The organism is Actinotalea ferrariae CF5-4 (assembly GCF_000603945.1).
GTDB lineage: Bacteria > Actinomycetota > Actinomycetes > Actinomycetales > Cellulomonadaceae > Actinotalea > Actinotalea ferrariae.
Map to the genome: position 1 here is coordinate 1 of NZ_AXCW01000070.1, position 12477 is coordinate 12477.

General features: G+C 74.7%; 13 protein-coding genes. 8 read left to right on the forward strand and 5 right to left on the reverse strand.

Features of this window, described 5'->3' with window-relative positions; all coding sequences use genetic code 11:
* From N866_RS08415 to N866_RS08450, 8 genes are all read left to right on the forward strand, one after another.
* A partial coding sequence (locus tag N866_RS08415) for a hemolysin family protein (RefSeq protein WP_034225235.1) occupies positions 1-903 on the forward strand: 903 nt, incomplete at its 5' end.
* Positions 900-1901: a GTPase Era gene (era, locus tag N866_RS08420; protein ID WP_081802462.1), complete on the forward strand. Its 1002-nt coding sequence runs from the start codon at positions 900-902 to the stop codon at positions 1899-1901. The genes N866_RS08415 and era, both read left to right, overlap by 4 nt.
* 60 nt (positions 1902-1961) lie before the next feature.
* A complete protein-coding gene (locus tag N866_RS08425) occupies positions 1962-3455 on the forward strand; it encodes an alpha/beta hydrolase family protein (protein ID WP_034225237.1) in 1494 nt (497 codons plus the stop codon).
* A 149-nt stretch (positions 3456-3604) separates the two neighbouring features.
* Positions 3605-4756, forward strand: a complete 1152-nt coding sequence (locus tag N866_RS08430; RefSeq protein ID WP_155855259.1) for a variant leucine-rich repeat-containing protein — start codon at positions 3605-3607, stop codon at positions 4754-4756.
* 167 nt (positions 4757-4923) lie between these two features.
* Positions 4924-6825, forward strand: coding sequence for a 2-isopropylmalate synthase (gene leuA, locus N866_RS08435; protein WP_081802463.1), 1902 nt, complete (start codon positions 4924-4926; stop codon positions 6823-6825).
* Positions 6822-7553 (forward strand): DNA repair protein RecO, encoded by a 732-nt coding sequence (recO, locus tag N866_RS08440; RefSeq protein ID WP_034225240.1) that lies wholly within the window; start codon positions 6822-6824, stop codon positions 7551-7553. Before leuA ends, recO begins: the two co-directional genes overlap by 4 nt.
* Positions 7550-8395 (forward strand): isoprenyl transferase, encoded by an 846-nt coding sequence (locus tag N866_RS08445; RefSeq protein WP_052022631.1) that lies wholly within the window; start codon positions 7550-7552, stop codon positions 8393-8395. Before recO ends, N866_RS08445 begins: the two co-directional genes overlap by 4 nt.
* Positions 8396-8405: 10 nt before the next feature.
* Positions 8406-8756, forward strand: coding sequence for a VOC family protein (locus N866_RS08450; RefSeq protein WP_034225241.1), 351 nt, complete (start codon positions 8406-8408; stop codon positions 8754-8756).
* A 32-nt stretch (positions 8757-8788) separates the two neighbouring features.
* Here the strand turns inward: N866_RS08450 and N866_RS08455 are convergent, their stop codons facing one another.
* The 5 genes from N866_RS08455 to N866_RS08475 all read right to left on the reverse strand — a co-directional run.
* Positions 8789-9313 (reverse strand): DedA family protein, encoded by a 525-nt coding sequence (locus N866_RS08455; protein WP_052022633.1) that lies wholly within the window; start codon positions 9311-9313, stop codon positions 8789-8791.
* 1 nt (position 9314) lies between these two features.
* The gene (locus N866_RS08460; protein WP_034225242.1) at positions 9315-9734 is read right to left on the reverse strand and encodes a Fur family transcriptional regulator; all 420 of its coding nucleotides are present in this window, start codon (positions 9732-9734) and stop codon (positions 9315-9317) included.
* The gene (locus N866_RS08465; protein ID WP_155855260.1) at positions 9734-10630 is read right to left on the reverse strand and encodes a metal ABC transporter permease; all 897 of its coding nucleotides are present in this window, start codon (positions 10628-10630) and stop codon (positions 9734-9736) included. Before N866_RS08465 ends, N866_RS08460 begins: the two co-directional genes overlap by 1 nt.
* Before the next feature lie 23 nt (positions 10631-10653).
* Entirely contained in the window at positions 10654-11433 is a 780-nt protein-coding gene (locus N866_RS08470) for a metal ABC transporter ATP-binding protein (RefSeq protein ID WP_052022634.1), read from the reverse strand.
* On the reverse strand, positions 11430-12477 hold a 1048-nt coding region (locus tag N866_RS08475), incomplete at its 5' end, for a metal ABC transporter substrate-binding protein (protein WP_342668397.1). The genes N866_RS08475 and N866_RS08470, both read right to left, overlap by 4 nt.

Here is a 12477-nt window from a genome sequence, read left to right on the forward strand (position 1 = left end):
GTGCGCGCCGCGGCCGGGGTGCTCCTGGCCGCCCGCGCGCTGAGCCGCCCGGTCCGGCCGCTGGCCCTCGGCGCCTCGCCGGTCCCGGACCGCTCGGCGGAGGAGCTGCGCGACGTCGTCGACCGGTTCGACGAGGCCCGGAGCATCGAGGAGGAGGACCGGGCGCTCGTCCGCTCGGTGCTGGAGCTGGGGGACACGCGGGTCCGCTCGGTGATGGTGCCGCGCACGGAGATGATCGTGCTGCCCGCGGGGACGACGGTCCGCAAGGCGCTGTCGCTCTTCCTGCGCTCGGGCTACTCGCGGGTGCCGGTCGTGGGGGAGTCGGTGGACGACCTCGTCGGCATCCTCTACCTCAAGGACCTGCTGCGGCACCGGCACATGACCGGCCGCGACGTGGACGACGAGCCCGTCGAGCCGCTCGTGCGCCCGCCGGTCTTCGTGCCCGAGTCCAAGGCGGTGGACGACCTGCTGCGCGAGATGCAGAGCGCGTCGTCCCACATCGCGCTGGTGGTCGACGAGTACGGCGGGGTCGCCGGGCTCGTCACCATCGAGGACGCGCTGGAGGAGATCGTCGGGGAGCTGACCGACGAGCACGACCGCTCGGGGCCGGAGGTCGAGGACCTCGGCGACGGCACGTACCGTGTCCCCTCGCGGCTGCCGGTGGACGAGCTGGGCGAGCTCTTCGACCTGGAGCTCACCGACGACGAGGTGGACACCGCCGGTGGCCTCCTCGCCAAGGCCCTCGGGAAGGTGCCGCTCGCGGGGTCGAGCGCCCAGGTCGCCGGCCTGGCGATCACCGCGGAGCGGGTGCAGGGACGGCGCCGGCAGGTCGCGACGCTCCTCGTGCGCCGCGCCGAGCCCGACGACGACCGCACCTCGACCGACCAGGGAGAACGACGATGACCACCGGAGCCAGCGGGCCCGACACCCCCACCGACGGCGCGCCCGGGACGGGCGGGCCGGGCGGCGTCGGCGGCGCGGGTGCGTTCCGCTCGGGCTTCGCGTGCATCGTCGGCCGGCCGAACGCCGGCAAGTCGACGCTGACCAACGCGATCGTCGGGCAGAAGGTCGCGATCACGTCCGGCCGCCCGCAGACGACGCGGCACGTGATCCGCGGCATCGTCCACCGTCCGGACGCCCAGCTCGTCCTCGTGGACACCCCCGGCCTGCACCGGCCCCGGACGCTCCTCGGCGAGCGCCTCAACGACCTGGTGCGCGACACCCTCACCGAGGTCGACGTCGTGGTCTTCTGCCTGCCCGCCGACCAGCGCGTCGGGCCGGGGGACCGGTTCATCGCCCAGCAGCTCGCCGACCTCGCGCGCGGTCGGGCGGGCACCCCGGTCATCGCCGTGGCGACGAAGGCCGACACGGTGGGCCGGGGACGGCTCGCCGAGCACCTGATGGCCGTGGCCGAGCTGGGCGACTGGGCCGACGTCGTCCCCGTCAGCGCCGTGGACGGCTACCAGGTGGACACGCTCCTCGACGTCCTCATCGGCCACCTCCCGCCCGGGCCGGCGCTCTACCCCGACGGCGAGCTCACCGACGAGCCGGAGGCGGTCATGGTGGCCGAGCTGGTGCGCGAGGCGGCCCTGGAGGGCGTCCGCGACGAGCTGCCGCACTCCCTCGCCGTCGTGGTCGACGAGATCGCGACGCGGGAGGGCCGGGACGGCAGCGACGGCCGTCCGCCGATGCTCGACGTGCGCGTCCAGCTGTTCGTCGAGCGCGACAGCCAGAAGGCGATCATCATCGGCAAGGGCGGCTCGCGGCTGCGCGACGTCGGCACGACGGCCCGCAGGGGCATCGAGGCGCTGCTCGGGGCGAAGGTCTACCTCGACCTGCACGTGAAGGTCGCCAAGGACTGGCAGCGCGACCCCAAGCAGCTGCGGCGCCTCGGGTTCTGAGCCCGGGCCGGGACGGCGGGTCCGGCCGGGCGGGTCGGGCGGCGTGGCTAGACTCCCGGCGTGCGGTACCGGATCGCCCTGAGCAGCGCCGCGGCCGTGGTGGTCCTGGCGCTGGTGGGGCAGGTGTCCGGGCCGGACTGGGACCCGGTGCCGCTCACGCGGACGATCGACGTCGAGTCGCGGGACACCAGGATCGGCGGCGTGCCGCCCACCGACCCTGTCGGCACCTACGAGGTGACCTCGTCGGTCGTCACCGTGCAGCTCGCCGGCGCCGAGGTCGAGGCGATGGTCCGCGAGCCGGTCGGGGCCGAGGGCGACCGTCCCGGGGTCGTCTTCGTCCACGGTGCCGGGACCGGGCGGTACGACCAGGCGTTCGTCGCCCAGGCCGAGGCGCTGGCCAGCGCCGGGATCGTCACCCTCGTCCCCAACAAGCGCCTCGACACGTACTCGACGCGGGACCGCAGCTACGTGGCGATGGCCAACGACTACCTCCGCAGCGTCGAGCTCCTGCGGGGACTGCCGGGCGTGGACCCCGACCGGGTCGGCGTCTACGGCGAGAGCGAGGGCGCCTGGATCGTGCCCGTCATGGCCGCGGACAACCCGACCGTGGCATTCGTCGTCCTCGTCGCCGCGCCGGTCGTGCCGCCGCGGCAGCAGGCCGCGTTCGCCGTCGACTCCTACCTGCGGGCCACCGGCGTGCCGGTGGAGCTCCTCCGTGCGGTGCCGCGGATGGTGGGGATGGACTTCCCCGGTGGGGGCTTCTCCTACGCCGACTTCGACGTCCAGCCGCTCCAGCAGCGCCTCCGCCAACCGGTCCTGGTCGTCTACGGCACCGGCGACGCGGCCATGCCGACCGTCCAGGGCGCCCTGCAGGTCCTCGACGACCTCGCGGTCGCCGGCAACGACGACTGGACGGTCCGCTACTACGAGGGCGCCGACCACGGCATCAAGGTCGACCGGCGCCTGGTCCCCGAGTTCGCCCGGGACCTGGCCGCCTGGGTGCACGGCCTCCCGGGCTCGGCGGACGCGCCGCCCCGGATCGCCGGCGCGGAGCCGTACCAGCGCTTCGTGGCGGCACCCGTGGACCGGCCGCGCTGGTTCGCTGAGGGCGACCTGCTCGTCGCCGGCATCGTCGCCGCGGGGGTTGCCCTCCTCGTGGGCCCGACGCTGTGGGGGATCCGCCGGGTCCGGCGTCGGAGCGCACCCGTCCTGGGCCCCGGGGTGCGTACGCCGCTGGTGGTGATGGCCGCGGGGTGCGCCGGGACGCTCGTGCTCCTCGTCGTGTACCTGCTGGTCGTGGCGAACCTGGCGCAGAACTACCGGACCAACCCGCTGGTCGTCCAGGGCGGCTGGCTGACGCTGCGCCTGGCCGGCATCGCGACCGTCGTCGCCGGGGTCGTGCTCGTCTACCGGATCCTCGACGGCCGACGGCGCGGCGGGGTCCCCGCGGCGCTGTCCCCCTCCGGGGAGGCCACCCTGGCCTCCGCCGTCGCCGGGTCCGTCATGCTGCTGCTCCTGCTCGCCTACTGGGGCGTGTTCCCGCCGTTCTGGTGAACCTCACCGGTCCGCGCCCCGACGGGGCCCGGGCGTCGATAGTGTTCCCGCGGCGCCGTGGGGACGGCCGCCTCGCCACCGGTCGCCGGGAGGGCGACCTGCTGGACGACCAGGGACACGCACCGGGCGAAGGTGCAGGGGAGACGACGATGACGGCGCCCGAGGACTACACCCGGCAGCAGGCGGCCGACCCCGCCACCCCGCAGCAGGTGCTCGCGGACATCGCCGCCCTGCGGGAGGACCTCCGGCCGGTGGTCGCCCTCAACCCGTCGGCCTACCCGGGTCTCCTGGACTGGCTCGCCTCGCTCGGCGAGCCGGGCGTCGACACGGCCCTGCGGGAGCGCCGCGAGCGGGACGCCTCCGGGACGGAGCCGGACGCCGCCAGGGTCGAGCCCGACGCCCCCTGGGCGGAGCCGGGCGACCTGACGGGCGCCGCCCGTCCCGGGACCTGGGCGACGGACGTGCCCCCGGGCGGCGTCGTCGCGCCCCCGTTCGGTGCCCCGACGACGCCGTTCGGTGCGTCGACGGCCCCGCCGTTCGGGGCGCCGGGGTCGCCGCCGCCGTTCGGCGCACCGTCCACCACCGGCCCGACCTCGAGCGCCCCGCCCTTCGGCGGTGCTCCGTACGGCAGTGCTCCGTACGGCAGTGCTCCCTACGGCAGTGCTCCCCCCGGCAGTGCTCCCTACGCCAGTGCTCCCTACGGCAGTGCTCCCGCCTACGGCAGTGCTCCCTACGGCGGAGCCGGCTACGGCGGGGTCCCGCTCGGCGTCCCCGTCCCGAAGCGGGGTCGGACCGGCCTGTGGATCGTCCTGGCGGTCGTGGGCGGCGTCGTCGTCCTCGGGGTCGTGGCGGTGGCCTTCCTCGTCCAGACGCTCCGCAGCGCGCCGGACGTGCTGGAGGACTCGGGCCTCGGTGGCGGCACGTACGGCGACGACTCCGTCCTCGACGCGCTCTGGGACCGGTGCGCGGACGAGGACTGGACGGCGTGCGACGACCTCTACTGGGCGGCTGACCTCGGGTCGGAGTACGAGGACTTCGGCGAGACGTGCGGCGGGCGCACCGACGGGTGGCAGCCCTCCTGCGTCGAGTGGGCGGGCGGGACCGGTGTCGCGGGCGACCCGACGACGTACGGCGACGACCCCACGCTCGACGCCCTCTGGGACGACTGCCAGGGGGAGGACTGGGGTGCGTGCGACGAGCTCTTCCGCGTGTCGCCCGTCGGCAGCGAGTACGAGGCCTTCGGCGACACGTGCGGCTACCGCACCGCGGGCGAGGAGTGGTGCGTCGACGAGCTCGGGTGAGCCGTCGGCGGATCCGTCCCTCCGGACAGGTACAGTGACCGGGTGCACCTTCTCCGACAGGAGCTCCTCCTTCGTCGCCGCGGCGAGGTCTGACACGACCGGTCCCTCGTCGCGGTGGTCGTCGTGCCGGTCGCTCACAGCGCCACAGACCCAGCGGAGGAACGACCATGAGCAGCAGCACGAGCAGCACGAGCAGCACGGACAGCACCTCGGGCGTGCCCGGCACTGACCGGGCCGCGGCGCCCGGTGCCGCGGACCCCACGGGCGGGCAGCGCGACCTCGTCGCCAGCACCACCGCCTCCTACGAGGAGCGCACGGCGCAGCAGCCGTCACCGCTGCCGGTCCACCGGTACCGCCCCTTCCACGAGCAGCTGCGGGTCGAGCTGCCCGACCGCACGTGGCCGGGACGGCGGATCGAGCAGGCCCCCCGGTGGTGCGCCGTGGACCTGCGGGACGGCAACCAGGCGCTCATCGAGCCCATGGACGCCCAGCGCAAGCTGCAGATGTTCGAGCTGCTGGTGCAGATGGGCTACAAGGAGATCGAGGTCGGCTTCCCCTCGGCGTCCCAGACGGACTTCGACTTCGTCCGGATGCTCATCGAGGAGAGCCGCATCCCCGACGACGTCGTCATCCAGGTGCTGACCCAGTCGCGCGAGCACCTCATCGAGCGGACCTACGAGGCCATCGCGGGCGCCAAGCAGGCGATCGTGCACCTGTACAACTCCACGTCGGTGCTCCAGCGGGAGGTCGTCTTCCGGTCCGACGAGGACGGGATCGTCGACATCGCGGTGACCGGCGCCCGGCTGTGCAAGAAGTACGAGGAGATGGTGCCGGGCACCGACGTCTTCTACGAGTACTCCCCGGAGTCGTACACGGGCACGGAGCTGGAGTTCGCCGTCCGGGTGTGCAACGCCGTCCTGGACGTGCTGGAGCCGACGCCGGAGAAGAAGGTCATCATCAACCTCCCTGCGACGGTGGAGATGGCGACCCCGAACGTCTACGCGGACTCGATCGAGTGGATGAGCCGGCACCTGCGGTACCGCGAGAACGTCGTCCTGTCGCTGCACCCGCACAACGACCGCGGGACGGCCGTGGCCGCGGCCGAGCTCGGGTACATGGCGGGCGCGGACCGCATCGAGGGCTGCCTGTTCGGCAACGGGGAGCGCACCGGGAACGTGTGCCTGGTGACCCTGGGCATGAACCTCGCCAGCCAGGGCGTGGACCCGCAGATCGACTTCAGCGACATCGACCGCATCCGCCGGACCGTCGAGCACTGCAACCAGCTGCCCGTCCCGGAGCGGCACCCGTACGCCGGCGACCTCGTGTTCACGGCCTTCTCCGGCTCCCACCAGGACGCCATCAAGAAGGGCTTCGAGGCGATGGCGGCGCGCGCGGCGGCGCAGGGCGTCGCGGTGGACGACCTCGAGTGGGCGGTCCCGTACCTGCCCGTGGACCCCAAGGACCTCGGCCGCTCCTACGAGGCGGTCATCCGGGTCAACTCCCAGTCGGGCAAGGGCGGCGTCGCCTACCTGCTCAAGAGCGAGCGCAACCTGGACCTGCCCCGACGGCTGCAGATCGAGTTCTCCCGCGTCGTGCAGGAGTACACCGACGCGCACGGCTCCGAGGTCACCGCCGACGACCTCTGGCGCATCTTCACCGACGAGTACCTGCCGGTGGAGCCGGGTGGGGACCTGGCGCCGTGGGGCCGCCTCGCCCTGCGGGGCAGCCGGACGTCCAGCGGGGAGGGCGCCGCGGACACCCTGTCGGTGGACCTCGTGGACCGCGGCTCCGAGGTCACGGTCGAGGGCTCGGGCAACGGCCCGGTGGACGCCTTCGTCCGCGCGCTGGCCACGCTCGGCGAGCAGGTCGAGGTGCTCGACTACGCGGAGCACGCCCTCGCGACCGGTGGCGACGCCCGCGCCGCGGCCTACGTCGAGTGCCTCGTGGGTGACACGGTGCTGTGGGGCGTCGGCATCGACCCCTCCATCACGACGGCGTCGTTCAAGGCGATCATCTCCGCGGTCAACCGGGCCGAGCGGGCGTCGTCGCGGGGGGCCGTCACGCCGTGACGCTGTACCGGGACGAGGCGATCGTCATCCGCGCCCAGAAGCTGGGTGAGGCGGACCGCATCGTCACGCTCCTGACGCGGCACCACGGCAAGGTGCGCGCGGTCGCCAAGGGCGTGCGCCGGACGTCGTCGCGGTTCGGCTCCCGGCTGGAGCCGTTCATGGTGGTGGACGCCCAGCTGCACCAGGGGCGCAACCTCGACATCGTCACGCAGGTCGAGACCCTCGGGCCGTACGGCCGGGCCGTGTGCGGGGACTACACCCTGTACACGGCCGGCACGGCGATGCTCGAGACGGCGGAGCGGCTCGTCGAGGCCGAGCGGGAGCCGTCGGTGCAGCAGTACCTGCTGCTCGTCGGGGCCGTGCGGGCGCTGGCGGAGCGGGCCCACCCGGCAGGGCTGGTCCTGGACGCCTACCTGCTCCGCGCGCTCGCGGTCGCGGGCTGGGCGCCGTCCTTCACCGACTGCGCGCGGTGCGGGGCGCCCGGTCCGCACAGCGCGTTCGCGGTCGCGTCCGGCGGCGCGGTCTGCGGCGCCTGCCGGCCGCCCGGGTCGGCGTCCCCGGCGCCCGAGACCTTCGTCCTCCTCGCGGCGCTGCTCACCGGGGACTGGCCGACGGCGGACGCCAGCGTCGACCGCCACCGTGCCGAGGCGAGCGGCCTGGTCGCGGTGTTCCTGCAGTTCCACCTCGAGCGCCAGGTGCGGTCCCTGCGCATGGTGGAGCGCGTGTGAGCCGGGGGAACGGGAGGCCCGGCCGCACCGCGGCCCGGCGCACCGACGTCGTCGCGCCCCCGCCGCACCCGTCGGGCGCCCGCCCGCCGGCCCTGCCGGCCGAGCTGGTTCCCCGGCACGTGGCCATCGTCATGGACGGCAACGGGCGCTGGGCGAACGAGCGCGGTCTGCCCCGGACCGCCGGCCACGAGGCGGGGGAGGCGGCCCTGCTCGACGTCGTCGCCGGTGCGATCGAGATCGGCGTGACGCACGTGTCGGCGTACGCGTTCTCGACGGAGAACTGGAAGCGCTCGCCCGAGGAGGTCCGCTTCCTCATGGGCTTCAACCGGGACGTGCTGCGCCGGCAGCGGGACACGATGCACTCCTGGGGGGTCCGGGTGCGGTGGGCCGGACGCCGGCCCCGACTGTGGCGGTCGGTCGTCGACGAGCTGCAGACCGCCGAGGAGCTGACGCGGGACAACGACCTGTGCACCCTCACGATGTGCGTCAACTACGGCGGCCGGGCCGAGGTGGCCGACGCCGCGCGCGCCATCGCCCAGGAGGTCGCCGCCGGCCGCCTGAACCCGGACCGTGTCGACGAGCGGACCGTGGCCCGCTTCCTCGACGAGCCGGACCTGCCGGACGTCGACCTGTTCCTGCGGACCTCCGGCGAGCAGCGCACGTCCAACTTCATGATCTGGCAGGCCGCCTACGCCGAGATGGTCTTCCTGCCGGAGTACTGGCCCGACGTCGACCGGCGGCACCTGTGGCGGGCGGTCGAGGACTACGCGCACCGGGACCGGCGCTACGGCGGGGCGGTCGACCAGGCGCGCACCACGACCGAGGCGCCCGACCCCCGGTAGCGTCGGCCCCATGACGACCCTGACGATCGGCATGGTCACGTTCGACTGCCTGGACCCACGCGCCCTGGCCGCGTGGTGGGCGGACCGGCTCGAGGGTCGCGTGGCGGCCGACCACGACGGGGACTTCGTCGTCGTGGCCACCCCGGCGGGTCCAGCCCTGGGGTTCCAGCGCGTCGAGCACCCGACGCCGGGCAAGAACCGCGTGCACCTCGACCTGGAGGCCCTGGACCGCGAGGACGAGGTCCAGCGCCTCCTGCTCGCCGGCGCCCAGCTCGTCGCCCGGCACGAGATGCCCGAGTTCGCGTGGGTGGTCCTGGCTGACCCGGAGGGGAACCACTTCTGCGTCTCGGCGCGCGGCTGAGCCGCGACCCGCAGCGCGGGGGGTGCTGACCCTCAGGCTCGGGGCGTGTGCTCCGGGGCCTGGTCGACCAGCCCCTGCAGGGCGTCGAGCGCCTCTCGCCGCCGACGGCGGCGCAGGAGGAGGACGGCCGCCACGGCCCCCGCGAGGACGAGCGCGCCGACCAGCGCCCAGGGTGAGCGGGCCGCGAGGGCGAGCGCCCCGTAGACCGCGACGGTGCCCCCACCCGTCCACACCAGCGCCCAGACGAGCCAGCCCGGGACGGACCAGAGCGTGTACCGCAGCCAGTGCAGGCGCAGCAGGCCCGACGCCCCGTGCACGGCCGACTGGAGGCCGACGGTGAGGAAGGACAGCGGCACGACCGGCATGCCCCAGCGCTCGATCAGCCGGACGGCACGGTGGGTCCGCGGGCCGTCCAGCCACGCCGCCCGGCGGGCGCGCAGGGTGCCGGCCGCGACGCCGCGGCCCAGCCAGTACAGCGCCTGGGAGCGCAGCGCCGCGCCGAGGACGAAGAAGAGGTAGAGCCAGACGAACGGCCAGCCCTCGAGCCAGCTCGGCACGTCAGCCGTCCGTCGCGACGACGGCGGGCGCGGTGCCCCCCCGCGCACAGGCGCTGCAGGTGCCGAACAGCTCGATGGTGTGGTCGATGTCGGTGAACCCGTGGCGCGACCCGATCTGGGCGGCCCACGTCTCGACCGCGGGACCGTCGATCTCGACCGTCGTGCCGCACGACCGGCACATGAGGTGGTGGTGGTGCTCGCGGCGCTCGCACCGGCGGTAGACGGACTCGCCGTCGGACGTCCGGAGCACGTCGACGTCCCCGGCCTCCGCGAGCGACTGGAGCGTGCGGTAGACGGTCGCGAGCCCGATCCCGTGGCCCTGGTCCCGCAGGAGCTCGTGGAGCTGCTGGGCGCTACGGAAGTCCTCCACGGTGGACAGGGCGTCGGCGACGGCGGTGCGCTGCCGGGTCATGCGCTGCATCAGGCGGTCCTCGCTGCGGTGATCTGGACGTCGTCGTCGAGCTGGGGGTGGGGGTCGCGGAGCGGGGTGCGGCGGCGGCGCAGCAGCGGCCGCAGCAGGGCGGTCAGGGCGTACAGCCCGATGGCGAGCACCACGATCATCGCGCCGGGGGCGGCGTCCTCCCAGTACGTGATGCTGAGGCCGCAGACCGTCACCACGACGCCGACGGTCATCGCCACGGCCATGGTGCGGGCGAAGGACGACGCGACGAGCTGGGCCACCGCGACCGGGACGATCATCAGCGCGCTCACGAGCAGCAGCCCGACGACGCGCATCGCGACGGTGACCGTCAGGGCCGCGACGACCGCGATGAGCAGGTTGAGGACCCGCACGGGCAGACCGCTCGCCCGGGCGAACTCCTCGTCCTGCGACACGGCGAAGAGGGCGGTGCGCAGGCCGACGCCGACGACCAGCACCAGCGCCGACAGGGCCACGGTGAGCCACACGTCGCCGGACGAGACGGTCGAGATCGACCCGAAGAGGTAGCCCACGAGGTTCGCGCTCGTGCCGCCCGCCTGGCCGATGATGAGCACGCCTCCGGCGATGCCGCCGTAGAAGAGGAGGGCGAGCGCGACGTCCCCGCTGGTGCGGCCGCGGGAGCGCACGACCTCGATGGCGACCGCACCGAGGATCGCGGCGAGCACGGCGCCGGGCAGCGCCAGGGCGTCCTGGCGGGTCAGCTCGAGGGTGTTGCCCACGAGCCAGCCGAGCGCGACCCCGGTGAGTGCCACGTGCCCGATGCCGTCACCGAGCAGGGAGAGGCGGCGCTGCACGAGGTACGTGCCGATGACCGGCGCCGTGAGGCCGACCAGCGCCGCGACCACGAGGGCGCGCTGCATGAAGGGGTCCGTGAGCATCCCGACCAGCTCGTCCCAGACCGTCACGAGGACCACCCCACCGTGGAGAGGCCGAGGGCGTCCGGCGGGCTCGCGTCCTCGCCGCCGTGCGGGTGGACGTGGTCGTGGCTCGGGGCGGCGTGCCCCGGGGCGGGTGCGGGCGGGGCGCCGTCGTGCACGACGCTGCCGTGCCGCAGCACGACCGCGCGCCGCACGAGCGGTGCCAGCGCGCCGAGCTCGTGGAGCACCACGACGACCGTCGTCCCCGAGGTGCGCAGGTCTGCCAGGGCCCGGGCGAAGGCCTCCTGGCTCGGCAGGTCCACCCCGGCCACCGGCTCGTCCAGGAGGAGGAGGTCCGGCCGGCGCACGAGCGCGCGGGCGATGAGGACCCGCTGCTGCTGGCCGCCGGAGAGCTCCTGGCACGCCCGGTGCGCGAGGTGGCCGAGCCCGACGAGCTCCAGCGCCTCGGCCGCGCGGCGACCGGCGTGGCGCGGGGGGACCAGGCGCCGTCCGTGCAGCATCCCGGAGACGACGACCTCGCGGGCGGTCGCCGGGACGCCGGACGCCACGGCGACGCGCTGCGGGACGTACCCGATCCGGTCCCAGGGCGTGCGCCGGCCGAGCGGCTCGCCGAGGAGGCGCACGGTGCCGCGCTCGGCCGGGACGACGCCGACCAGGGCCCGGACCAGGGTGGACTTCCCGGACCCGTTGGCCCCGAGCAGACCGACGACCTCACCGTCGCTGACGGTGAGGTCGACGTCGTGCAGGATCGTGGCGCCACCGAGGGTGACGCGCAGCCCTGCGGCTGCCAGGACCTCGGTCACCCACACCCCAGACCGGTGCGCAGCGCCTCGAGGTTGGACTCCATGACGCCACGGTAGTCGCTGGCGGGGTCCGCCAGCGTCTCGATCGGGTCGAGCACGAGGACCTCCAGCCCCAGGTCGGAGGCCAGCGTCTCGGCCACGGCGGGGTTCGCGGCGCTCTCGGTGTAGACGGCCGTCACGCCGTGCTCGCGGACCTCGAAGGCGATCTCGCGGAGCCGTGCCGGGGAGGGCTCGGCCTCCGGGTCGATGCCGGCGACGCCGATCTCCGTGAACCCGTACCGGTCGGCCAGGTAGCCGAACGCCGTGTGGCCCGTGATGACGACGTCGCGCTCGCACTGGGCCAGGCCGTCGGTGAACGCGGCGTCGAGGGCGGTCAGGTCCGCCGTGAAGGCCGCGGCGTTCTCCGCGAACGTCTCCGCGTGCTCGGGCGCCGCCTGCGACAGGGCCGCGGCGATCTGCTCCCCGACGGCCGCCAGGCGCGTGGGGTCGAGCCAGAAGTGGGGGTCGAGGCCGGAGTGGTCGTCGTGGCCGTCGTCGGCGGTGTGCTCCTCCTCGGCCGGCTCCTGCTTCTCCTCCTCCTCGTGGGCGTGGTCGTGCTCCTCGGGGGCGGGCTGCAGGTCCGCGGCGTCGAACACGTCCAGCACGTTCCCCGGCTGGCGCGACGCGATCGCGTCGTCGACCGCGGGCTGGAAGCCCGAGAGGTAGACGACCGCGTCGGCCTCGCTCATCTCGCGCAGCTGGGCGGGGGAGAGCTCGAGGTCGTGCGGCTCCGCGCCGGCGGGCGTCAGGGAGGCGACCTCGACCAGGTCGCCCCCGACCTGCTCGACCGCGTGCACGAGCGGGTAGAACGACGCCAGGACGCGCAGCGGCTCGACCTCGGCGACGGCGGCCTCCTCGGCGGGTGCGGCGGACGCGGCGGGCGCCGGGTCCGCGGCGGGCTCCGGCTCCTCGGCGGTGCTGCAGGCGCTGAGCGCGAGGGCGCCGACGACGGCGGCGGGCAGGAGGCGCGCACCGCTGGCGCCTCGGCGGGGGGAGCGGCGGGGG

What these genes read in the sequence shown, in the direction of transcription:
- era (WP_081802462.1), top strand. Translation starts at nt 900, where the DNA reads ATGACCACCGGAGCCAGCGGGCCCGACACCCCCACCGACGGCGCGCCC.
- N866_RS08430 (WP_155855259.1), top strand. Translation starts at nt 3,605, where the DNA reads ATGACGGCGCCCGAGGACTACACCCGGCAGCAGGCGGCCGACCCCGCC.
- leuA (WP_081802463.1), top strand. Translation starts at nt 4,924, where the DNA reads ATGAGCAGCAGCACGAGCAGCACGAGCAGCACGGACAGCACCTCGGGC.
- N866_RS08450 (WP_034225241.1), top strand. Translation starts at nt 8,406, where the DNA reads ATGACGACCCTGACGATCGGCATGGTCACGTTCGACTGCCTGGACCCA.
- N866_RS08460 (WP_034225242.1), bottom strand. Translation starts at nt 9,734, where the DNA reads ATGCAGCGCATGACCCGGCAGCGCACCGCCGTCGCCGACGCCCTGTCC.
- N866_RS08465 (WP_155855260.1), bottom strand. Translation starts at nt 10,630, where the DNA reads ATGCTCACGGACCCCTTCATGCAGCGCGCCCTCGTGGTCGCGGCGCTG.